This window comes from Emticicia sp. GW821-FHT11C11, assembly GCF_058808615.1.
In genome coordinates this window covers 600,564-624,877 of sequence record NZ_JBXARV010000003.1, presented here as the reverse complement: position 1 = coordinate 624,877, position 24,314 = coordinate 600,564, and the positions used below count along the sequence as shown (strand labels likewise).

The window sequence follows — 24,314 nt, the reverse complement described above, 5'->3', positions numbered from 1 at the left end:
AGCCATATCGTTGTTTGTCATTACTCCTCCACCCTTTCTTTCAAAACGATTCTCAGAAATAAGTACCCGATTATACCTGCCACTAGCGATGAAAGTAGAATCACAAACTTGGCCTGATTGATGATTCCGGCGTCATCAAATGCCAGCAGGGTAATAAATATCGACATCGTGAAGCCAATTCCCCCCAGAAAACCTACACCACCAATGGCTTTCCAGCTCAGGTCTTCGGGTAGCTTGCAGATTCTGAGTTTCACAGCCGCAAAAACCAGTAAAAAAATACCAATCGGCTTGCCCAGAATCAACCCGGCGGCAATACCTCTGCTATACGTTTGTGCCAGTATGTCGCCTACATCTCCGCTCAGGGTAATAGCAGTGCTCGCCAAAGCAAAAACGGGTAATATCAGAAAAGCCACAGGTTTATGCAGAAAATGCTGTAATACATAGGAGGTTGACTTCTCATCTCCATTCCCGAAAGGTATGGCAAAAGCCACCAACACCCCTGTGATGGTAGCGTGCACGCCCGAATTCAGCATAAAATACCACATGGCTACACCACCTATCAGATAAGGAATCAGGCTTTTTACCTTTAACCGATTCATTGTAAACAATACGACCAGAATCCCCAGCGCTATCAAAAGGTTGCTCCACAGCAAAGTCTTGGTATAGAAAACGGCAATGACCAGAATAGCACCCAGGTCGTCAATCACGGCAAGGGCTGTCAGAAAAACTTTCAGAGAAGCGGGCACTCTGTTGTTCAGTAAAGATAAAACTCCCAGGGCAAAAGCGATATCAGTAGCCATCGGGATTCCTGCCCCCGCCTGGGTGGTTGTACCAAAATTGAAAGCCATATATAAAGCGGCAGGTACTAGCATACCGCCAATGGCCCCAAAAATAGGTAGCAATGCATTTTTTACATCCGAAAGCTCCCCTAGATATACCTCTCTTTCCAGTTCCAGACCAATCAGCAGAAAGAAGATCGCCATCAGTCCGTCGTTTATCCAGTATTCCAGTGGATGCCCAGCTACTGACGTATGCCATACATGCTGATAGCCTTCTGCCAGACTGGAATTGGCCAGTATCAACGACACCACTGTGCAGGCAATCAGTATCAGTCCGCCTGCTTTTTCACTGTCAAAAAAATCCCTGAATAAAATCGTCAACTTCATGTTTATTGAGTGAATTGGTGAATGAGCTATTTAACGCACATCTATCTTTAGACAGATACACTTATTCACTCCGCCAAATATGCCACAATGTACACGAATCTCACAAGGTTGCACAATAAAAAATTACTCATTCTGCAAATTTGCCGCTCATTCACACATTCACTCAATAGTTACCTCCCTCAATCATTTCTCCTCCACATCATAATCCCTGCCAGCACCAACCAGCTTACCAGTCCGAATATAAATGCTCTGAAGCCCCACACACTAATAAAATTGAATTTTACTACTGCCCCTATTAAGCCCATAGCCACAATAATCAATCCATAGTAACCTATCCATTTGGGTAATCTGCCGGTCATAATGATAACTATCGACCACAAACCTACTGCAAAGGTGCAGGCAGCAATAAAAATATAAGCCATGGCTGCATTCACAAAATATCCGTAGCGCATAATCACTTTCAGTACTTCTTCGTCGGTACCGCTATTGAAATAACGGACTACGAAATTGGGCAAAATAAGACCATTAAAAGCGCCCGCAATCATGGCTGCTACCAGCCCCATGCTAAAAACATAAAAGCCCAGCATTGAAACTCTGCCTGGAGTAAACAGCAATTCTGATAGCCCCCATGCGCCAAAACCTATAAAAGGCAGACAGATGATAGCCAGTGAATGTGAAAAAATAATAACACCGCTGATGTGATGAATATACTCCATACTGCCGCCGGTAGGATGCAGTATCATCGTAATAGTAGCCAGCAATGAGCCAATGAAGAGCGATAAAGCTGTTGTTTTTCTGAATTGATTGTCCATAAGTATGTTTGGTTCTGAATACCCTGCAAAATTGCAGGATACCCACCGGACCATCACTTGATTCAAATCAAGAAATACAGGCTATCAATAGATACTTCTTACTCTGCTGAGCGTTTCGGGAGTGATTTTAAGATAAGAAGCAATCATTTTGAGAGGAAACATTTGCAGCAAAAGGGGTTTGGTTTCGAGCAGGTAGTTATATTTCTGCAAAGGGCTGAGCGCATTATCAGAATAATGTGTGCGTGCAAGGCCTTGTTCCAGAACTTTACCCAGTTGGAAAAACACCGGCGAGCTTCCGATCAGATCATGGGCAGCCAGAATGGAGATTTCCATTACTTCACAGTCGGTATAAGCCTTTATAAATGTAGTTGAAGGTCTTTGCCCAACAAAACTCGGATAATTGATAACCCAGTCTTTTTCAATATATAAATCAACTACATTTTCGTCAATGTCGTTGACGGTATATTGATAGGCAGATCCGGACACTACTAAGCTCATAGATCGGCACACTATTCCTTCCGCGAGCAACAGTGTATTTTTTTTATAGTGCTTCGTTACCATTTTTGAAGCCACAAACGCAACTTCATCATCCGTGAACCGGCCTATTTTATTTAGAGCTTCGTATAACATCATGGGATATTGTCGATTTTCGATTGCAGAATGTCGATTGACACAATGTGCTATCCTAAAACAAGTTGACTCTTAATTATTCACTAATTCGCCATCCACTAATTCACAATTAAAAAATCACCCAATCACTCAATCGCTCAATCTTAATTATTCACTAATTTGTCATTCGCCAATTCACAATTAAAAAATCACTCATTCACTCAATCACTAATTCACTCAATCCTTCACCTCATTCGACAATCCGAAATCGAAAATCGACAATCTCCAAATTATTCATGCGGTTCCACATGTATCAGTATCTGGTCGAGCTCAGGCATTTGTGCCTGCAGGTAATCTTTCAGGTTATGCGCCACCGTGTGTCCGGCTTTTACTGTAATGTGTGCATCTACAATGATATGTAAATCGACATGATACTTCATACCAGCTTTGCGTACATAACATTTCTCTGTCTCTATTACTCCCTTTACCTCCAGCGACTTCTCTCTGATAACCGCAATTACATCATCATACATATTCTCGTCCATGATTTCTCCCAAAGCCGGGCGCACAATCAGGTAACAGTTATATAAGATGAGGCCGGAAGCAAACAAAGCCGCCCAATCATCGGCCGACTCATACCCTTTACCCAAAATCAAAGCGATAGAAATACCGATAAATGCCGCCACTGAAGTAATGGCATCACTTCTATGATGCCAGGCATCAGCTTTCAGCGACGAGCTGTTGGTTTCCTTGCTGCGCCGCATCACAATCTGATACGAAATCTCCTTCCACAGAATAATCACCCCCAATACAATCAGCGTCCAGGCTTTTGGCAGCGCATGGGGTGTCCTGATATTCTTTATACTTTCAAAGGCAATAATACCTGCTGAAAAAATCAGAAAGCCTACTACCAGAAAAGTAACCAGAGGTTCAATACGCCCATGCCCATAAGGATGATTATCGTCTGCCGGCCGGCTGGCGTATTTTACGCCCAGCAATACCAGAATAGACCCGAATATATCGGTGGTAGACTCAATGGCATCTGCTATTAACGCATAGGAATTTCCGAAAAAACCGGCCAGCCACTTCAAAATAGCCAGGGCAATATTTCCGAAAATACTGAAGTAGGTCGCCTTTATCGCTTTTTCTTCGTGGGTACTTGCCATCAATACAAATGTTAAAATTCACTCCGAAACTGCACTTTTAAAAAAAATCTCACAAATGTAGACTAAATAGGTTATTTTTCACCCTTTTGGTTGTATTAATACAATATAACCATTATTGATTCACATTAATTATTCTGACTGCTTACAACAGAGCACTGATTCCTTACCAGTTTATCCGGATTCAGGCTGGCATAATATTTTAATAAAATTATCCGGTAAACAGGTCGCTCTTTATTAAATCATTGTTAAAAACCGGATTTCAGGTACTTTATACCAGTTTTTAACGAAGAAAATACCTGTATTTATAAATACTTTACTGATTCAGTAGAACAAATCGTTTTATTTACCTGACAAGCGATTCAGAAATTTTGTCAGAAAACCCATGAAAACACGGCTTCGTGCTTTATAAATCAGATGTGGCACCACGCAAGTGCACTAAAGAAAATCAGCTTTTCTTAATACAAACATTTTAATTGGTCCGGAATATTCTTCATCGGTTTGATAAACAATATTCGCTTAATCCCATTCACCACACTTAAAGATTAAATAGTATGCATGTATCATTGAATGTAGTTCTGGCTGAAGACGATAAAGACTATCAGGAAATATTTAACAGTGCTTTGGAAGAGGTAAACATCCCTACCCTGCTGACCGTGGTGAACGATGGATATGAGCTAATGAAAATGCTAAAATCTCCCGATTCGCCCACTTATAACATTGTTATTCTGGACATCAACATGCCCAAAAAGAATGGCATTGAGTGTTTGGAGGAAATCAGGAAAGATAAGACCCTGAGCAGTACTTTTTCGGTTATCCTGACCACCAGCCAGGATCCTGTCATTAAAGAAACCGCCTACCGTGCCGGAGCCAATCTGTTTCTGACCAAGCCCATCAATTTCAGTGAATATGTTGAAACCATACGAACCATTCTGACCTCTGACTGGCGGATGAATTTGCCCATATTTTTTTAAAGACAGTTCATTCGTTTAATCTATAACCTTTTCTCTTAGAGCGACTAACAACGTATTTATATTTATATAATTGCTTTAAACTGACGATAGAACATTTCCTGAATAGTTTCTAAAGAAGTGAGCAAAATTTAAAACTAATATCTGAACTTTATTTTCAATGATTTATCGTATATATTTTTTCTGAACAACTTTCAGTATAAACGTAATTATACGTAGCAAAATGCGTAGAAATACGTATTTATTATACGGAATTTAACTATAAATTTGGTGTAGGTTTTCAGAATTAATATTTTCAAACTAAATCAAACAAATCAATGAAAAATTTAGCCTTAAGAATTTCGTTCAGTTTATGTTTATCATCTTTTTTAATAATCTCTTGCGAAAAAGAAGGAACAAAAGTCCCCATTGTCACTTTAAGTGTTAAAACTCTTAAAAACGATGCTATTTTTAATGAATTTGCTTCATTAACAATGCAGATGCTTACCGGACATTCAAATTACCTAGAAAACCTCACTACAAAAGAGGTAGAAACTTCAAGGCAGTATTTATCATCATTGTCAAATAAACAAAGTCTGTCTGATATGGATTATCATAAAATGAGTGTCTCTTTTGGCTTTTCAAGTGAAAAATTATTTGCAGAAAAATTAGACAGATTAGAAGTTTTAAAAACTCTCCTTCATGAGAGATATTCTGAATTATCAAGTAAACCACTTATACTTGAACAAGCTCTTTCTGAGTTTGTAAAAAAACGAAGCGCAAATTTAAAAGAAGATGATAATTGCCGGGCCATATATGAGTCCTGCTTAAGTGTTGCTGTTGCTGGTGGGGCTGCCTGTATTGTTTTCACTTCTGGGATTGGAGTACCTTTGTGTTTAGCATCAGCCGCCGCCGCAATGGAATACTGTAGACAACAAGCAATCGGATGTCATTAACATATTATGGAAAAAATACTTCAAATAACTAGAGTACTTAGAGTAGTCATATTGATGGCAATATTTTGGCTATTCTTGTTTAAGGTTTATAATATTGGGATATATCTCATATTTTTTGTAGCCGCTCTTATCATAAGATATGTAGAAATAAAAAAAGGATTTACAGTCTTCGATAAAAGAAAAATTATAACGTTGATTATAAGTGCCGTCATACTGGCAATTTTGTATTTCTATTATATGTCATATTAAATATTTTCAAACTTTACACACGTAAAGAGGGTGTATCAAAAAGAAAACTTACAAATATTATTTGTGATTGTAAAACCCCACTCTCTAAATCGCGCCGCGTCCTCACCCCAATAGTGAGGGAAAGGCTTTTAGGTCCTTCCCTCACTATTGGGGTGACCCGCGTAGGGAAGGGTTGGAATGGGCGAATGCCACATGGTTTTGCCAAACGTAATTTGGTAAAAAATCTTTTTGATACAGCCGCTTTATGTCGTTCTTATAATTATTGAATAGTTATTAAGGTCTGCTGATAAGCGAACAAATCTGCGTATCTTTTTATAGCCATATAAAGTTTTTAAACTTAGACTGTATTTCCCCGATTCGACAATCTCCCATATCATCCCTAATTCTGATTTTTCTCATATTACAGGCGAACAATCGTCCCTACTTTTGGTGTTTGAAGGATAATAACATTTGACAAGCCTTGTCTGTAAAGTTCTCTCTTGCTTTATAATCTGAATACCACCATGACACATACTTACTATATACAGGGCATGTCTTGCGACGGTTGCCGCTCAAAAGTAGAAAAAGCCCTCAATGCCATAGAAGGTGTACACGCCACCGTGAGCCTCGAGCCTCCGCAGGCAGTTGTTCACATGCAAAAACATATTCCGCTTGACGAGCTACAAGCAGCTTTATCGGCAGTGGGTAAATATACCATCAGCACTGAAAACACGCCTCCGGTTGCTCAGGCAAATCATGACCACCATGCCCACCACAACCATCACCAGTCAATGCCGGCACCACAAAATGCCAAAGGCAAATACTATTGCCCCATGCACTGCGAGGGCGACAAAGTATACGACCAGCCCGGCAACTGCCCCGTATGTGGCATGAATCTGGAAAAACTACCCGAACTGGCCACGCATACGCAATATACCTGCCCCATGCATTCTGAGATTATCAGTAATGAGCCGGGCAGCTGCCCGATATGTGGCATGGATTTAGTGCCTATGATGCCCTCTGAAACAGACGACAACCGGGTTTACCTCGACCTCCGCAAAAAAATGATAGTGGCAACGGCTTTTACCCTGCCGGTTTTTCTGATTGCCATGATCGAAATGATACCCCATAACCCGCTGCTGCAACTGATGGACGTGCAGTATTGGAACTGGGTGCAACTGATACTCTCGCTACCTGTAGTTTTTTATGCAGGCAGTTTGTTTTTTGCAAGAGGCTGGCGGTCTGTCACTTCGGGCAATCTGAATATGTTTACACTCATTGCACTGGGAACAGGAGTGGCTTTTGCGTTTAGTGTGGTTGGTGTGCTGGCTCCCGGTATTTTCCCTGACGAATTCAGAACCGGCCATGGCTCGGTTACCTTATATTTTGAAGCCGCCACTGTTATTCTGAGCCTTGCCCTGCTCGGCCAGTTGATGGAAGCCAGAGCCCACACCCAAACCAGTACTGCCGTTAAAGAACTGCTCAAACTAAACCCTACCGATGCCACACTGGTACGCAACGGCAAAGACGAAAAGGTTTCAATTCATGCCATTCAACCCGGCGATTTACTGCGCATTAAACCCGGCGACCGGATACCGGTAGATGGAAAAGTAACTGAAGGTGAAAGCAGTATCGACGAGTCGATGATTACGGGAGAACCCATTCCTGTCGATAAGAAAACGGGCGATGTCGTAAGTTCGGGTACCATTAACGGTAATAAATCGTTCGTAATGGTGGCTGAAAAAGTAGGCTCCGAAACCCTGCTGGCACAAATCATTGACATGGTCAATACCGCCAGCCGTTCCAAAGCCCCTATTCAGAAACTGGCCGACACTATTTCCCGGTATTTCGTGCCTACGGTTATTATCATTGCGGTAGTTACTTATTTTATCTGGGCCAAATGGGGGCCCGAACCTCGTTCGGTATATGGCTTTATCAATGCCATTGCGGTGCTGATTATCGCCTGTCCCTGTGCGTTGGGCTTAGCTACGCCTATGTCTGTTATGGTGGGTGTGGGTAAAGGGGCGCAGTCGGGTGTGCTGATTAAAAACGCCGAGGCACTGGAAGACATGGATAAAGTAAATGTGCTGATTATTGACAAAACTGGCACCATCACCGAAGGTAAACCCTCGGTAGAAAGAATTTTCACCCGGCAATATGATGAAACTGAGGCGTTGGCGTACATAGCTGCCCTGAACCAGAACAGTGAGCACCCGCTGGCACAGGCGGTTGTCAATTTCGCCAAAGCGCGCCATGTTTCATGGCCACAGGCCAAGGCCTTTGAGGCCGTAACCGGCAAGGGGGTGACAGGCAACGTGGACGGGAAACAAATAGCCTTGGGGAATAAAGCATTGATGACGGATATCCACGCACAAATTAACCCGGATATAGACAGCAACATTATTGAACAGCAAAAACTAGGCAAAACGGTTTCCTATATAGCTGTTGATGGCGTGGTAGCAGGTTTTGTAAGCATTGCTGATGCCATTAAACCAAGTAGCAAAGCCGCCATTCAGGAACTAATCCAACAAGGCATTGAAGTAATTATGCTCACCGGCGACAACGAGAACACAGCCGCGGCCGTTGCAAAAGAATTGAATCTATCTGCCTTTAAGGCCTCCTGCCTGCCGGAAGATAAGCTGAACGAAATCAAACAACTGCAACATGCGGGCAAAGTGGTAGCTATGGCCGGAGATGGTATCAACGATGCCCCCGCGTTGGTACAGGCCAGTATTGGCATTGCCATGGGTACAGGTACCGATGTAGCCATAGAAAGCGCCCGTATCACCCTGGTAAAAGGAGATTTACAAGGCATTGTAAAAGCTAAAAATCTGAGCCATGAGGTCATGAAAAACATCCGCCAGAACCTGTTCTTTGCTTTCTTTTACAACACACTGGGTATACCCGTAGCGGCAGGCTTATTATTTCCGTTCTTCGGAATCCTGCTGTCACCCATGATAGCCGCACTGGCCATGAGTTTCAGCTCTGTATCGGTTATTGCCAATTCGCTGAGATTACGCGGAGTGAAAATCTGAAGGGATAGTGCATAATGAATGACTGAACACTTTTCATAAAATAGGCTTCTTTATTGAGCGACCTCTGAATTTTAAATATATTTCTGTAATTTTGCAAAAGGGTGAACCGGCTTCACTCTTTTGTTATTTATAGCTACAAGATATGAAAAACTGGCTCTCAGCTGCCCGCCCGCGCACTTTACCGTTATCGTTGTCAAGCATTCTGATGGGTAGTTTTCTAGCTGCCTCAGCCGGACAGTTCAACTGGCTCATTTTTGCCTTTTGCTGCCTCACTACCATTGCTTTGCAGGTACTCTCAAACTTTGCCAACGACTATGGCGACACCCAGAACGGCGCCGACCTTGCCGGTCGCGTTGGTCCGCAAAGAGCGGTTCAGTCGGGTGCTATTACACCACAGCAGATGTTCCGCGGTATTATTGTTTTGGCCGTTATCTGTCTGGCCTTTGGTATTTCGCTGTTGTACTTTGCTTTCAGAGATGCCGCAGCTAACCAGTTCTGGGGTTTTCTGGGTCTGGGTTTGCTGTGTATGCTGGCGGCTTATACCTATACTGCCGGTAAAAAACCCTATGGCTATGCTGGTTTGGGCGATGTATCTGTACTCATTTTCTTCGGACTGGTCGGTGTATTAGGCAGTAATTATCTGTACACCAAAACCTTCGACTGGCTCAATCTACTTCCGGCGCTTACTTGTGGTTTCTTTGCCACGGGGGTGTTGAATATCAATAATATCAGAGATATCGAGTCAGATACCCGTGCAGGTAAGAAGACAATCCCGGCCAGGCTGGGTCGTGCAACCGCCATTAAATATCACTGGTTTTTACTACTGGCAGGCATGCTGAGCATATTGGCATACAGTCTGTTTAAAGAGCAATACATAATACTATATGTGTTATGTTTCCCTCTGTTTTTTATCAATGCCATTAAGGTTTCCAAACTTCCGAACCCCGACCCCATGCTGAAACAGATGTCACTCTCAACATTGGCATTCGTGCTCCTGTTTGGCATCAGTCAATTGTTTTTGTAGGGTGTATTTCAGAGACAAAAAATATTTTATATCCTACGAGTAGCCCCGTCTCTACCGCTTTATAGGCAAAAAAAAAGAGCAGCAAATCTGCTGCCCTTAGTATATAATTTCACAATATATACAGTGCCTTATAGTAAACAACCAAAAATGCTTCACTCACTAAATCACTCATTCACTAAATCACTCAATCACCATTTAATCCTCTACTGGCTCACTATCGAGGCCTTCGACTCCAGGAATTTCTTCTCATTAGCCCGTATTTTTACCAATACCCGGCGGTTTTTCCGGCGGCCTTCCGGTGTTGCATTACTTGCCAAGGGTTGGGTAGCGCCATAGCCTGCAACGGCCATACGCTCAGCCAATACTCCTTTCGTCTTCAAAAATAAAGCAACCGACTTGGCACGATTCTCTGACAACGTCTTATTTTTCAATTGATTACCACTGCTGTCGGCATGGCCTTCAATAAATATCTCTGTGTACGGATATTGATTCAACACCCCTGATATATCGCCTAATACACCTCTGGCATCGGCTGTCAGTCTCTCAGAACTCGACTCGAAGTAAAAATCAGGTTGAAACGTTATATTAATACCATCAGCCGTGCGCACAATATCTGCCTTACCACTGGTAGCGCTTATCAGGTCATTAGCCAGTTTGTCAAGCATGATGCCGATCCTCAAAGCGGCCTCTGCGGCAATCGGGTCTTTCTTACGGCCATTTGCCGCATTCTCTGATGTTTTCTTTGATGATTTGCAGGAGGCGACAAGCACTATACCCAGTGCTGCCATCGCCAGAAGTCGATGTAGTTTCATAAATTAATAATATGATAGCAACGTAAGTTGGTGGTTTTTAAGGTTTCTTAAAATCCGGAATTGCACAAAGTTCCTAAAAAACATATAATGATCGCAAGATTTTTATTAAATATTTACAGCCCTTCATTACAAGGGTAGATTTAACAAAATCTTTTCCGAAAAAATGTTGGGTAAATCACCATAAAATTTATCTTTGCTAAAGAATTTCTCTTTTAGAAAGACCTTACCTCTTTCTCCTAACTACCCGAACTTTAGTATGAAGAACCGCTTACTCCCTTTCTGCTTTCTGGCGGCAGTGATGGGTATTAATCAAGTATTTGCCCAGCAAACTGCATCCGATTATTTTGACATTGGCGTTTTTAAAAGTAAGGCCGGTGATTTTGTAGGCGCTTCTCAAGCCTATAGTACTGCCATTTCCATGAATCCGGACAATCCCAACAGTTATTTCAACAGAGGGCTGGCTAAGCAGCAACTCAAAGATCATCGGGGAGCGATACTGGATTTTGATAAAACCATCGACCTTGACCCAAAAAACGCACTCGCCTACCTGTTCAGGGGGAAAAGCAAAAGTGAACAGGATGATTACCGCTCTGCCCTGCAAGATTACAACCGTACCATCGATCTAAGCCCTGACGACGCCACGGCTTATTTATACAGAGGTACAGCCCGTGCAAAATTACTTGACTACCACCGGGCCATTCAGGATTTCAGTAAGGTACTAGACCTCAATACCGAGGATGTCAATAAATATCAGGCCTATTATTCTCGTGCGGTATGTAAATCGCGTCTGGATGATTTCCAGGGAAGTATTCTGGATTTTACCAAAGCCATAGACATGAACCCCAAGCGATCGCAGACATTTGCCGGCCGGGGTTTAAGCCGCCTGCGAATCCATGATTATACCGGCGCCATTAAGGATTTCGACGAAGCCATCAAATTAAATCCTGAAGACGGCGAGTCTTTATATAACCGTGGTTTCAGCAAAACTAAAATAGACGATTTCCGGGGTGCTATCAGCGATTTCGACAAGGCCATAGCGCTCGACAATCAAAATACGAAAGCCTATTACGGCCGTGGTTTTTGCTACAGCAAACTCAATAACCAGAGAGACGCCATTCACGACCTGACCAAAGCCATCGAAATCAATAACGACAACATTGAATCGAAAATAGTTTATCATGGACGCATCAAAAGAAATGTCCTGGATGAGCTCCGCAATATGGTTCAGGAAAAGGGCAAAATCAACGAGTTTTCAGAAGATCGCTCAGAAGGTTACTACAGCCGCAGCATAGCCAAATTCAAAAACGGAGATGCCAAAGGTGCCATTACCGATTTGAACAAGTCTATTGAGTTGAATCCGATTTATGCCGAGGCTTATTTTTTCAGAGGGTTCGTGCGCTCATCGATGAACGCTCAGAAAGAAGCCATGCAAGACTGTACCAATGCCATTAAACTGAACCCCAAATACGGCGAAGCCTATTATGTGAGAGGCATTATCAAACACGCGCTGGGCGATGAAAACGGCGGTTGCTATGACCTGAGCCGTGCCGGCGAGCTTGGCTACTCGGCAGCCTATAATGTAATACGTGAATACTGTAATTAAGCATTGCTACTGATATACTGTCAAAGCCCTGCCATAAGGTAGGGCTTTTTTGTTTGCTTTCCGTTTCAGCAGAGTCTATTCAACCAAAGCCTGGCTTCAACTACATCCTTCTATTGCTTCACTAAACACAACCTTATCTTTATAAGACACAACCCATGCCTGGTTAAGTCAGTTTTGAAACCTTCAATTTAATACGCTTACTTTAAGCATTATTACCTCGCTCAAAACACTTTTGCTATGACTACCTCTCTGCTTGGTTCAGACATAATCGTTTTTCTTAATAAAAAAACATGGGTTTGTGTCAATGAAATTATGCTCTTAGAAGCACTTGCCAATTATACTAAAATACACTTCGAAGAAAAAAAACCTTTAATAATTGCTGTGACACTAAAAAAAATCGAGCCTTTGGTGAAAGACTTCGGTTTTTTACGAATCCACAAGAAGTATCTGATTAATATGAATTATGCCGATTCATCACTTTTGTCGAATGAATCAGTTACAATCCCGAACGATGTAGTCATTAAAGTTTCGAGAAGAAAAAGAAGCACCTTAAGGCGGAATTTAAAGCAATGGGCTGTTGCTTGAAACTCTTTCTGCTATTAAGAATTTGCTCCTTATATACTACAACTCCACCAGCGTATCGGCATCACACTGGTAGATAAACTGGGCCATTTCAACCAGTTCAGCCTCTGAAAGTTTCTTCATCTGGGTATCAAACTCACCGGCATATTTCGTAGTAATGTCCTTGGCTTTCTCTATAATTTCGGCTATGAACGGATGTTTCGGTTTTCCGACTGACTGCCCGAAGTCCATAATATCGGTCTTGAACATCAGGTTCATCGGTATCTTATACATTTGTCCGTTTTTCGCAGCACATACAGGCACGGGTTCGTAAACCGGCGAGGCCGAATACTCTCCTATTTTCTTCTGTGCTTTTTTATACAACTCGTCAGATTCTCCGAATACCACCGCCACTTTCTTGCGGGTAGTAGTTACGCGCTCTTCAATCATGGCGTCCAGCCTTTCCAGCAATTGGCGCAATGGCACAGTGTTCTTTCCGCTTCTGATACGCTCCCGAACCGACTGACGAATAAAATAGGTAATTGATTGGGTAACCGTAAGCCCGATTTCTGCCATCTGTTTGAATATCAGCGAAGAGGGCGACATCCCCGGTATCGTATTCGGGTCATGCAAAAGCACGCGGCCGTCAGCCGTCAGGAAGCCGTCTATGCGCGTCACTACACAAAAGCCCAGTGTATTGAAAGTCTTCAACAGGCTCTCATGAATCTTGTGCAGATTTTCCATACTTGTATCAACCGGAATCCGCTTCTTGGTCACATTCGATTTATACTTCGACTTGAAGTCAAAAGTCTGTATTTCTCCGTATATTTCTGTAGGGGGCAGGGCAATGGCTTTGCCGTCATCTTCCTGAATCACACCGCACGAAAACTCCTGTCCCTGAATAAACTCCTCTATCATCACATAATCCTCGGCATTTACCGAAACCACCGTGGCGGTATCGGCCGTAAACAAAACAGCATCCAGTTCCTCCATAAGATCAGCCGGGTGCGACAATATCTTGCCGTTTACCATCACCGGAAACCCGATGCCTTCATCCAGATTTGAGGTTTTCTCCATCAAATGCCGTTTCTGGCGTTCGGTCAGTTTCTCCCAGTCATTCTTTTTGAAAATCGCTTCAAAGAAACATTGGTTAACAGACCTTGTAAATTCTTCCAGGCTTCTTTTCCTGACAATAGCTACCCCGATTGATGACCCCTGATGTGGGGCTTTCACCACAAACGGGAAGCCGATATTATTAATCAGTTCTGTAAAAAGTTTCGAGCGGTCGGCCGTAGCCCATTCTTCTCTGGTAAACGTTACCATCTTTTTCTTTTGACCTGTCACGAGCGAAATCAGCTGGTTTTGCATGGGCTTATCAATACCCACTGCCGAGCCTATCAGTCCCGGCCCCATATACGGAATCCCGTACCATTCCAGCAAACCCTGCACGCTACCGTCTTCGGCCTGCGGGCCATGCATGATGGTAAAGGCGAAATCCATAATCTGCGAGAAATCGGAGGGTTGAATCTGCTTGCCGACTTTATAAATCAGTTTATAGAGTTGGGTTTCGTTTAGTTCACCCAACGATTCTATATATACTCTAAACCCACGATTCAGATTTTTCGAAGGGAAGAAGTCCCTGATAGATTCCTCATAAAGCAGCTCAGGGTTGATTTGAATAAAATGACCTAAACTGTCAACAAATACCGGAACCGGCTCAAACAAAGCTTTGTCGATATGCTCGAAAGCTGTTTTCCCGCCTAAGTATGATATTTCCCTTTCCCGGGCTTGTCCGCCAAAGAAAATCCCGACTCTAATTTTACTTGCCATTTTAAACCTTGAACTGATTATTCGTTTAGCGTAGTGCCTGAAATCAAAAAGTGCATGCAAGATAATAAAAAAGCCACTTGCAAATGCAAGTGGCAGTATATTTTTAGCTTATTTTACGTCGAAAACCCTATTAAAACGCAGGTGTAAGGTTTAGTGCCTCTACTTTTTGTATCTCTGGTACAGCTTTCAGAATAGCTTCTTCAAGCCCTGCCTTAAAAGTCATCGACGACATCGGGCATGCGCCACACGCACCCAGCAATTCCAATCTTACGGTATAGTCGTCAGTAATCTCAATTACTTTCACATTACCACCGTCTGTTTGCAGATAAGGTCTTACTGTATTTAAAGCGGTTTCTACTCGTTCTATTAAATTTTCCATATACCAACTATTCAGAGTATTTATCTATTACAAAAGTAAAAAAATATTGAAAAAGTTCAAAATCGGGCGATAGAATAAACTTACTCCTCGAAGATTTCAATTTGCTTAAAGTAATTGTCGAAGTTTTCATCCCATAAAACTGAAATCAATCCGAGTATTAATTCATAATCCTCAAATACATAGGTGGTAGCTCTATGTATAAATCTATTGTTTGCATTCCCAACTTTAAATCACAAATACGGGATAAGTCTTATAATACTCTTTTCCGGTCGGCATTTTTAGGTATTTCTATTTCTCCTGCCTGAACCTGGTTTACCCATTTTTTCTTTAACTCAATGGCTTTTTTTATTTTATGGGGTACAGGTGCATTAACCTGTATGCGCTTCTCAGTTATTATCTCTTCTTTTATCATAAATAATCTATTAACACTTAAATATAACATATTTTCAATTATTTTCATTCATTTATTTAATTCTAAACAGTTTCCTACTTTTCCTACACTTCACTATCTTTACAGCTACTAATCAATCAATTTCCAAACTGTATTCAATTTATCAGCAAACTATGCGAAGCTTTATCTTAGTGTTTATTCTTTTCTGCTCAGGGGCAGCATTTTCCCAGACCACCGATGCCGGTTATGTGCAGGAAAACTACAAAAAACTGGAAGTGTACATACCCATGCGCGACGGTGTGCGTCTGTTTACTTCCATTTATCTGCCGAAAGATTCCACCCAAAAATATCCTGTCATGATGCAGCGCACGCCCTACTCTGTAGCGCCCTATGGCGAAGGCAAACTAAAAACCCAGGTAGGCCCAAGCTCAGAGTTGATGCACGACGGCTTCATATTTGTATATCAGGATGTACGCGGCCGCTGGATGTCTGAAGGAGATTTTGTAGAAATGCGCCCGCATCTGGACACCAAAAACGGCAAAGCGATCGATGAATCGACCGATACGTATGATACCATCGAATGGCTCCTGAAAAACCTCAGCTACACCACAGGTAAAGTAGGCATGTGGGGTATCAGCTATCCGGGTTTTTATGCTTCAGCGGGTCTTATGGCCAATCACCCTGCTTTGGTGGCTTCATCGCCACAGGCGCCTATGGCCGACTTATGGCGCGACGACAGCTATCATAACGGTGCCTTTATGTTGCCGCATAACTTTGGGTTTTACCCTTCATTTACCAATCGTACCGACAACAAGCCTACCCAGAGTTTTGGCAAGCGCTTTGATTTCGGCACGCCTGACGGCTACAAATTCTACCTCAATCTTGGTCCATTGAAAAACTCGCTCAATTATACCGAAAGCCTGGGCAAAGACCCCTACTGGCGTGCCAATATTGACCATCCTAACTACGATGAGTTCTGGAAAAGCCGTAATATTCTGAACCATCACAAGAGCATTAAACACGCGGTAATGGTAGTGGGCGGCTGGTATGATGCCGAAGACCTCTACGGTACTTTCAAAACCTACCAGTCGATCGAGCAAAAGAACCCGGGTATCTTCAATATTTTTGTGGTTGGCCCCTGGGTACACGGCGGTTGGGCCAGAGGTGACGGAGACGTACTCGGCAATGTGAGTTTCGGCGAAAAAACCAGCATTCATTACCGCCAGAATATAGAACGCAAATTTTTTAACTACTACCTGAAAGGCCAGGGAGACAATACTTTTGCAGAAGCACAAATGTTTGAAACCGGCACCAACCGCTGGCGCAACTTCAGCGAATGGCCACCCAAAGCAGCTAAAGAACAAAAACTTTACTTCGGTGCAAACGGCAAACTGACTTTCGATGCCCCGGCTGATGCAAAAAGTGCCAGCCAGTATCTATCAGACCCGAGCAAACCTGTGCCATCGTCAGACTACATCACTTCAGGTATGCCGCGCGAATACATGGTAGACGACCAACGCCATGCCAGCCGCCGTCCGGACGTACTGACTTTCCAGACCGATGTGCTCGACAAAGACATCACCCTTGCCGGAAACATCTGGGCCAGCCTGAAAGTATCAACCACAGGAACCGATGCCGACTTTATTGTAAAAGTAATAGATGTGTATCCTGACGACGCCAAAGATAACGCCAATACAGCCAAGCATATCCGTATGTCGGGCTATCAGCAGATGGTCAGAAGTGAAGCCATGCGCGGCAAGTTCCGTAAGAGTTTCGAAACACCGATACCCTTCAAACCCGGCAGTGTAGACGAAGTTTCTTTCGAATTACAGGATGTACTGCATACCTTCAAAAAGGGCCACCGCATTATGGTACAGGTACAAAGCACATTCTTTCCGATTATCGATCGTAATCCGCAGAAATTCCTGCCCAATATACATTTTGCAGACCCGTCAGATTTCCAGACGGCTACCCACAAGGTGTATCACGAAAAGAATAACGCCAGCCACCTGAAAGTACGGATACTGGAATAAACCAGCCTTAAACAAAAACCCCTCCGTCAGCCTGGCCAACGGAGGGGTTTCTATTTGATATATTCAGATTATTACTTCAAAGTAGTAATCCATTTTGCAATTTTCAATGCTTCTTCTTTTGGAACTTGTGTCATCGGAGCCATTGGAGGATACCCTTCCCAGTTAGCAGGATTCGGCTTGTAGATTAACTCTACAATCTCTTCTGCTTTGTATTTTTTCTTCTTCATAACGTCTTTATAGGCTGGTCCTACTAAACGGGTATCTACTTTATGACAAGCCAGACAGGTATTTTTTTGTAATAATTTTTCAATATCCGGTGGTATTTTGGTTTGAGCCTTTGAAGCAGAGGCTATACCAAGCACAACGGCAATGGTCAGGAATGTTTTTTTCATTGGTAAATCTAAATATTAAAATTATACTTAAGTCCGAGCGGAAAACTTTTCCGCTAAATACGTAAACAAAACGTTATGAAGAAAGAATTAGTTAAATTTTTAATATAGTATTTTGTTAATAAAACGTTAAATACAAAAAATGAAAGGCTGTTAATAAATCATGATACCCCGTAGCATGCATTTTCTTGATAGTTTCCTGATTTTACTTTACTTTCGCTGTTATACTGGCTATCAGGGTTTACCCAAATTAAAATTGTATGAACGCATTACCTACCCCAAAAAAACGCAGAACGCTGTTGTGTTTCAAAAAATGTATTACAGGCTTTGGGGGGTTCTTTATCGTATTTCTGCTTTGTTTTGATATTTCGGCCCAGCCCATTCAATGGGCCAGCAAGGTATTGGGTGTTTCTTCCGAACGCACCGACCCTATGGGGCAGGGTCAAGAATTCAAAGCAGTTCAAATATTGGGTAAACCCAACAAACTACCCCAAACCGGTGACTCTAAAGTTGCCTGGTCGCCTGCCGGTGCTGATACCAATGGCGACGAATGGATAACGGTCGGCTTCGAAAGACCTATGAAAATCAGACAGGTGTCTATTGCCGAAAACCATAACCCGGGCGCTATTATCCGGGTCTTTGCTTATGACTCTACCAACAAAGACCACCTGATTTACGAAAACATAGGTGACGCGCCCAAAGTACCGGGGCGTATGTGGAACATCACCATCCCGCAGACATCCTTTAAAGTACATGCCATAAAACTGGTGATGACCCCCTCGCTGGTGCGTGGCTATAATCAGATTGATGCCGTGGGGATAGCTGAACTGAGCATACCTTATGAGGCGCAGATTAATCTGGCTAAAAATATACCCAAAGAAATTGTGAAAGAGAATCTTGGGCGGGGTGTTAACTCAAAATTCGGTGAATTGGCGCCTATTATTACCCCTGATGGCAGAACACTGTTTTTTACCCGTATTTTGCATGATGGCAACATTGGCAAACTGAAAGAGCAGGATGTGTGGGTATCAAAACTACAGCCAGACGGCACCTGGGGTGAAGCCGAAAACGTGAAAGCACCTATCAATACAGAACAGAACAACGCAGTAACTTCTGTATCGGCCGATGGTAAAACCATCTTTCTGCTGAATGTATACCAGCCTGATGGTTCACTTTCACAGGGCTTATCTACCTCAAAAAAAACACAGCTGGGCTGGGAGTTTCCGAAAGAAGTAAAAATCAATGACTATTATAATCTGGCCGATTTCACCGAGTTTTCTCTGGCTCCCAACAACAGGGTGCTGGTGATGACCTGCAAACGCCGGGACACACAAGGTGGCAAAGACCTGTATGTTTCATTTCTGAATGCAGACGGCACCTGGTCGAAACCGCTGAACATGGGTGACGACATCAACACGATAGAAGACGAAACCGGGCCTTTTATTGCGGCAGACTCAAAGACCCTCTATTTTTCAACAAAGGGTTTCCCGGGTTATGGAGACAACGATATTTTTCTGAGCCGCCGCCTCGACAGCACCTGGACCAAATGGAGTGAACCTGAAAACATAGGCCCGCTCATCAATACACCCAAGTGGGACAGTTTCTTTACCATTCCGGCGTCAGGTGAATTCGCCTATCTGAGCTCTGTCGAGAAATCTCTCGGCGGTGAAGACATCTTCCGGATCAAGCTTTTCCCATCAATCAAGCCGGAACCCGTAGCCATTATATCGGGTACTGTGTTCAATGCCACAGATAAAAAACCAATTGCCGCCGATGTGTTTCTGGAAATTATCCACGATACTACTTTCATCGACTCGAAAGAAAAAATTGTATCGGAGTTTGACCCCGGAACCGGAGAATTCAAGTTTGTAGTACCCCTGAAAAAAAACTACAGCCTCAGTGCTTCTAAAAAGGGTTTCATTGCTGTAAGCGATAATATCGATTTAAGCCGCGACAACCGTTTCAGGGAAATCAGACGGAATATCAACCTGATACCCATCAGGGAAGGAGAAAAAATTGTACTGAATAATCTGTTTTTCAACCAGAGTAAATATGATATCCTGCCGCCCTCCTACTCCGAGCTTAACCGCATCATTCAACTGATGAAAGAATACCCTAACATGGAGGTATTGATTGAAGGCCACACCGACGGTGCAGACGACAACCTGATGCTGAACGTGAAGCTGTCACAAGACCGGGCCAACGAAGTAAAAAAGTATCTGGTAGAAAAAGGAGGAATCAATCCCGGCCATATTCAGACCAAAGGCTGGGGGCCATCACGGCCTATTGCCAGCAATGTTTCGGAAGAAACCAGAAAGAAGAATCGTAGGGTCGAATTCTCAATTTTGAAATTGTAATTTATGCCTTCTAAGAAAAAACCTGAACAGGGGCTTATAGCGCTCTGTTTTATCCTGATTCCCATCCTGTTTTTTGGATACATTTTTCAGAAATATGCAGTCAACATACCTCATTGGGACGACCACGGAGTAAAAAACTCTCTTGCGGTTTTTCTCACAACCAGTAGCCTGACAGAAAAAATAAGGATTCTTTTTGCACAGCATAACGAGCACCGCATTGTTCTTACACGCGTTTTTGCCTTGCTCACCTATCTGTTCACAGGTACTCTGAATCTGAAAGTGCTCATGCTTCTTGGCAACCTGGCTCTGGTGGGTATCCTGATTGTTTTCTACAATGTCGGCAAACGCAACAACTTCTCCTTATTAGCGCTTGCACCGGTTTCATTTATGCTGTTTTTGAGCAGTAATAGCGAAAACATTTTCTGGGGAATGGCCTCCGTCCAAAACTTCTGGATCAACCTGCTGACATTTCTTTCCCTTTATTTTCTTGTTTATTCGTACGATAAAACAGATAAATCATATTTCTATTTAGCCATTGCCTGTTGCTTTCTGGGCATTTTCACCAGCAGCAACGGCATATTGATTGCCGTAGTCGGTTTGTTTGTGCTTGTGATTCAGAAGAGATACCGTCAACTCGGCATCTGGTCAGGTGCTTCAGTTTTATTCCTGTTTTTATTCTTTTTCAATTACAGCAAACCGCCCGATAACGTAGCCGTAATAGATTTATCGAAACCAAAGTTATTACTAATGGGCATACTTACTACCCTCGGTAATAGCATTGATGTATCTCACATTGCACATGCTACGCAACTACTGCTGCCTATGGGTGTAGGCATGGTGATACTTATCATATCCGGTTTTTTGGCGTTTCAGTTATTTTTTAGAAAATATAATATCAAGCAGCACAACAACAACCTGTTTTTAATCAGTTGCCTCCTGTTTTTGGGTATTACCTGTGCCGGTATAGCCGCCGCCCGGCTTTCTTACTACGGCATCGAGTTTTTGCTTTCCAGCAAATACAAAATTAGTTCAGCATTGCTTCTTTGCCTTTGCTACTTTGCCGTGCTGAGTTTCACTAATCAATCTAAACGAGACTTACTGATTAAAATAATACTGGTCGTTACGGTAGTTTTCTATTTCTACACCTATTTTGCCGAACTGAGAAACATCAGCTATTTGCACAGATCGCGGGTGGCTGAGCAGTTTTATGCTCAGCATAACGAAAAACAGATGCCATCAACAGGTATCCATGCCCGATTACAACAGCCGGCTCCGGCATTTTATGATACCCTGATGCCCGACCTGTTATCGCGCCGGGATTCCGTCAAAACCGAAATTATCATCGAAAAAAACGACACCGGGTTTATTTTGATCGATAAGCAGACAAGTGGACAGAGTGCCGGTTCGGCAGATACCTGGGAATACCTTCTTTTCCGATCAGCCCAAAACCTATATCTGTATGCGCCGAGAATCAACTCGTCGAGTTTTATCTCATCAAAAGATTCTCCAAAAATCAGTTTTCTTTTCGGAAATCAACAGAAGACAACTAGCTTTGTGTTTGATGTTTCTAAATTCCTGATTGCGCCCGGCAACTATCAGCTGGGTATTGTTCGGATAGAAGACCAAAAGCATAAAGTAATCTGGACCACCCAATCAATCAATATCGAGGCGCTGAAAAAAGCGGAATCAAAACAAAACTGGTAATTTCCTGTAAGAATTCAATTTCTGATGTCGGCACAAAACACTTCCTATTTAAAACAGCTTGACGGTATTCGTTTCATAGCAGTATCATTGGTGCTAATAGATCACTGGTCTGACGAAAAACTGAATATCCCCCTTGGTTTTCTGGGTGTTTGTGTGTTTTTCGTGCTGAGCGGTTTTCTGATTACCCGCATTTTGCTCAATGCCAAAGACAAAGACGAGGCCCTCGACCGTTCGCATGGCTTCTCGCTGAAACAATTCTACATCCGCCGTACCATCCGTATTTTCCCGGTTTATTACCTGACCATATTTATACTCTATGTATTGAATGTGGCGCCCGTACGTGATAAAATCATCTGGTGCCTTACCTATTCAACTAATATTTACATAGCCGTCTATCAATCATGGTTAGGTGTCATTGATCACCTGTGGTCGCTGGCGGTTGAAGAGCAATTCTATTTGTTTTTCCCCTTCGTTATCTTTTTTATTCCATCGCGCTATCTGGTCAAAGTTCTGTTTGGTTTCATTGGCCTGTCAGTATTGCTCAGGTTTGTACTATACAAACAAGGGGTGGCTTGGATGGCCTCATACGTACTCATGCCTACCTGCCTCGATGCATTCGGCATGGGTGGTTTACTGGCCTATTTTTTCTATCAGAAAAACGAAAAGGTAAAAGCATTCATCACCAACAAGATATGGCTGTTGCTAAGTCTTCTGATGTACATCGGCATACTTATACTAAGCCGAACCATTTCTGAAGGGCAGAACATCGTAACCATCGTTTTTCTGCGCTTGTTCGAATCCCTCCTCTCTCTTTTTCTGGTCGGCAATGCCGCTTACAATTTTGGGGGCATCGCTAAAACCATACTCGAAAGCAAAATGGCGGTTTACCTCGGGCGCATCAGCTACGGTATCTACATCTATCATAATTTCATTTATAATTACTATCATTCAGGGCCGCTGCACCCAACCATAAGGGTGCTGAACAAACTCCCCTTCTTAGCCCATAATTTACCGCTCAGATTCATTTTTCTGTATGCCGTTACCATTGGTGTAGCCACCTTGTCATGGTATCTGATAGAAAAACCCATCAACCGCTGGAAAGAGAAATTCGGGTATTGAGGTTTCTTATTGCCTCTTATCAAAACTCAAAATATATATTCATAGACCAACATTTTATCTTAATTTTGCCGGTGTTTAGAAGCATAGCATAACCCAGGTTTCTCTCATGAGTAGTACGTACGGAACAATTTTTAAGATTTCAACATTCGGAGAATCGCACGGCAAGGCGATTGGTGTAGTAGTTGACGGATGCCCCGCCGGAATAGATTTTGATGAACAATACATTCAGCATGAACTTGACCGCCGCAAACCCGGGCAGTCGCGTATTACAACCCAGCGTAAGGAAGCCGACGAGTTTCAGGTACTATCAGGTATTTTTGAAGGCAAAACTACGGGTACTCCCATTGCTATGGTTATTTTTAATGAAGATCAACGCTCTAAAGATTACAGCCATATAGCACATCAGTTCAGGCCGTCACATGCCGACTATACTTATACTGCCAAATACGGCGTGCGCGACTACCGCGGTGGCGGGCGTAGTTCTGCCCGTGAAACAGCCGCACGGGTAGCCGCAGGTGCGCTGGCCAAAATGTTGCTGTCTGCACAGCAGATTACCGTTCAGGCGTATGTGTCGCAGGTCGGAAAAATCAAATTAGATAAAGAGTACTGGGAGCTTGACCTGAGCAAAACAGACGATAACGCCGTGCGCTGCCCCGATGAAGCCATAGCACAGCAGATGTTCGATTTCATTGACGAAACCCGCAAGAAGGGTGACTCAATCGGTGGTATTATCACCGGTATTATTAAAGGCGTGCCTGTGGGCTGGGGAGAGCCCGTGTTCGATAAACTGCATGCCGAGCTGGGCAAAGCCATGTTGGGTATCAATGCCGTAAAAGGTTTTGAATATGGCAGCGGTTTTAATGGCATAGAGTTGTATGGTTCACAACACAACGACGAGTTTTATGTAGGTGACGACGGAAAAGTACACACCCGTACCAATCATTCGGGTGGTATACAGGGAGGCATCTCCAACGGCGAAGACATCTACTTCAGGGTAGCATTCAAGCCTGTAGCTACTATTATGCAGGATCAGGACAGTGTGGACGACACCGGAGAAAAAGTGGTGGTGTCGGGCAAAGGGCGGCATGACCCTTGCGTATTACCCAGAGCCGTACCTATCGTAGAGGCCATGGCAGCGCTTGTTCTGGCCGATTTCAGCCTCCGGAGCAAGAGCAATAAACTATAAAACAGAG

Annotated in this window: 20 protein-coding genes; 11 read left to right on the top strand and 9 right to left on the bottom strand. The window is 43.1% G+C overall.

What is annotated here, in order from left to right; genetic code table 11:
* Positions 1-20: 20 nt before the first annotated feature.
* From nhaA to AC1RRY_RS17735, 4 genes are all read right to left on the bottom strand, one after another.
* A complete protein-coding gene (nhaA, locus tag AC1RRY_RS17750; protein WP_492822138.1) occupies positions 21-1,166 on the bottom strand; it encodes a Na+/H+ antiporter NhaA in 1,146 nt (381 codons plus the stop codon).
* 179 nt (positions 1,167-1,345) lie between these two features.
* Positions 1,346-1,978 (bottom strand): hypothetical protein, encoded by a 633-nt coding sequence (locus AC1RRY_RS17745; protein ID WP_492822140.1) that lies wholly within the window; start codon positions 1,976-1,978, stop codon positions 1,346-1,348.
* A gap of 84 nt (positions 1,979-2,062) precedes the next feature.
* Entirely contained in the window at positions 2,063-2,611 is a 549-nt protein-coding gene (locus AC1RRY_RS17740; RefSeq protein ID WP_492822142.1) for a Crp/Fnr family transcriptional regulator, read from the bottom strand.
* 266 nt (positions 2,612-2,877) lie between these two features.
* Positions 2,878-3,753, bottom strand: coding sequence for a cation diffusion facilitator family transporter (locus AC1RRY_RS17735; protein ID WP_492822144.1), 876 nt, complete (start codon positions 3,751-3,753; stop codon positions 2,878-2,880).
* Between the two features lie 551 nt (positions 3,754-4,304).
* Between AC1RRY_RS17735 and AC1RRY_RS17730 the strand changes: the two genes are divergently transcribed.
* The 4 genes from AC1RRY_RS17730 to AC1RRY_RS17715 all read left to right on the top strand — a co-directional run bounded on the left by AC1RRY_RS17730 (position 4,305) and on the right by AC1RRY_RS17715 (position 9,943).
* Complete coding sequence (locus tag AC1RRY_RS17730; RefSeq protein WP_492822146.1) at positions 4,305-4,724, top strand: response regulator; 420 nt, start codon at positions 4,305-4,307, stop codon at positions 4,722-4,724.
* Between the two features lie 314 nt (positions 4,725-5,038).
* Entirely contained in the window at positions 5,039-5,656 is a 618-nt protein-coding gene (locus AC1RRY_RS17725) for a hypothetical protein (RefSeq protein WP_492822148.1), read from the top strand.
* 752 nt (positions 5,657-6,408) lie between these two features.
* Positions 6,409-8,919, top strand: a complete 2,511-nt coding sequence (locus AC1RRY_RS17720; protein ID WP_492822150.1) for a heavy metal translocating P-type ATPase — start codon at positions 6,409-6,411, stop codon at positions 8,917-8,919.
* 142 nt (positions 8,920-9,061) lie between these two features.
* Entirely contained in the window at positions 9,062-9,943 is an 882-nt protein-coding gene (locus AC1RRY_RS17715; protein ID WP_492822152.1) for a 1,4-dihydroxy-2-naphthoate polyprenyltransferase, read from the top strand.
* Between the two features lie 203 nt (positions 9,944-10,146).
* On the opposite strand, the gene AC1RRY_RS17710 is transcribed toward AC1RRY_RS17715, so the two are convergent.
* A complete protein-coding gene (locus tag AC1RRY_RS17710) occupies positions 10,147-10,755 on the bottom strand; it encodes an OmpA family protein (RefSeq protein WP_492822154.1) in 609 nt (202 codons plus the stop codon).
* Between the two features lie 256 nt (positions 10,756-11,011).
* Between AC1RRY_RS17710 and AC1RRY_RS17705 the strand changes: the two genes are divergently transcribed.
* Complete coding sequence (locus AC1RRY_RS17705; protein ID WP_492822156.1) at positions 11,012-12,358, top strand: tetratricopeptide repeat protein; 1,347 nt, start codon at positions 11,012-11,014, stop codon at positions 12,356-12,358.
* A 237-nt stretch (positions 12,359-12,595) separates the two neighbouring features.
* Positions 12,596-12,943: a LytR/AlgR family response regulator transcription factor gene (locus tag AC1RRY_RS17700; RefSeq protein WP_492822158.1), complete on the top strand. Its 348-nt coding sequence runs from the start codon at positions 12,596-12,598 to the stop codon at positions 12,941-12,943.
* 36 nt (positions 12,944-12,979) lie between these two features.
* Here the strand turns inward: AC1RRY_RS17700 and AC1RRY_RS17695 are convergent, their stop codons facing one another.
* From AC1RRY_RS17695 to AC1RRY_RS17685, 3 genes are all read right to left on the bottom strand, one after another.
* Positions 12,980-14,749, bottom strand: a complete 1,770-nt coding sequence (locus AC1RRY_RS17695; RefSeq protein WP_492822160.1) for a D-alanine--D-alanine ligase family protein — start codon at positions 14,747-14,749, stop codon at positions 12,980-12,982.
* 130 nt (positions 14,750-14,879) lie between these two features.
* Positions 14,880-15,128 carry a NifU family protein gene (locus AC1RRY_RS17690; protein ID WP_492822162.1) on the bottom strand — a complete coding sequence of 83 codons (249 nt, stop codon included), beginning with the start codon at positions 15,126-15,128 and terminating at the stop codon, positions 14,880-14,882.
* A 250-nt stretch (positions 15,129-15,378) separates the two neighbouring features.
* A complete protein-coding gene (locus tag AC1RRY_RS17685; protein WP_492822164.1) occupies positions 15,379-15,540 on the bottom strand; it encodes a hypothetical protein in 162 nt (53 codons plus the stop codon).
* 152 nt (positions 15,541-15,692) lie between these two features.
* Between AC1RRY_RS17685 and AC1RRY_RS17680 the strand changes: the two genes are divergently transcribed.
* A complete protein-coding gene (locus tag AC1RRY_RS17680) occupies positions 15,693-17,552 on the top strand; it encodes a CocE/NonD family hydrolase (RefSeq protein ID WP_492822166.1) in 1,860 nt (619 codons plus the stop codon).
* Positions 17,553-17,623: 71 nt separating this feature from the next.
* On the opposite strand, the gene AC1RRY_RS17675 is transcribed toward AC1RRY_RS17680, so the two are convergent.
* Positions 17,624-17,944 carry a c-type cytochrome gene (locus tag AC1RRY_RS17675; RefSeq protein WP_492822167.1) on the bottom strand — a complete coding sequence of 107 codons (321 nt, stop codon included), beginning with the start codon at positions 17,942-17,944 and terminating at the stop codon, positions 17,624-17,626.
* Positions 17,945-18,201: 257 nt separating this feature from the next.
* Between AC1RRY_RS17675 and AC1RRY_RS17670 the strand changes: the two genes are divergently transcribed.
* From AC1RRY_RS17670 to aroC, 4 genes are all read left to right on the top strand, one after another.
* On the top strand, positions 18,202-20,298 hold the full coding sequence (locus AC1RRY_RS17670) for an OmpA family protein (RefSeq protein WP_492822168.1): 2,097 nt from the start codon (positions 18,202-18,204) through the stop codon (positions 20,296-20,298).
* A 3-nt stretch (positions 20,299-20,301) separates the two neighbouring features.
* Positions 20,302-22,002, top strand: a complete 1,701-nt coding sequence (locus tag AC1RRY_RS17665; RefSeq protein ID WP_492822169.1) for a hypothetical protein — start codon at positions 20,302-20,304, stop codon at positions 22,000-22,002.
* Positions 22,003-22,026: 24 nt separating this feature from the next.
* Positions 22,027-23,121: an acyltransferase family protein gene (locus AC1RRY_RS17660; protein WP_492822170.1), complete on the top strand. Its 1,095-nt coding sequence runs from the start codon at positions 22,027-22,029 to the stop codon at positions 23,119-23,121.
* 106 nt (positions 23,122-23,227) lie between these two features.
* Positions 23,228-24,307 carry a chorismate synthase gene (gene aroC, locus AC1RRY_RS17655; protein WP_492822172.1) on the top strand — a complete coding sequence of 360 codons (1,080 nt, stop codon included), beginning with the start codon at positions 23,228-23,230 and terminating at the stop codon, positions 24,305-24,307.
* Positions 24,308-24,314 lie beyond the last annotated feature (7 nt).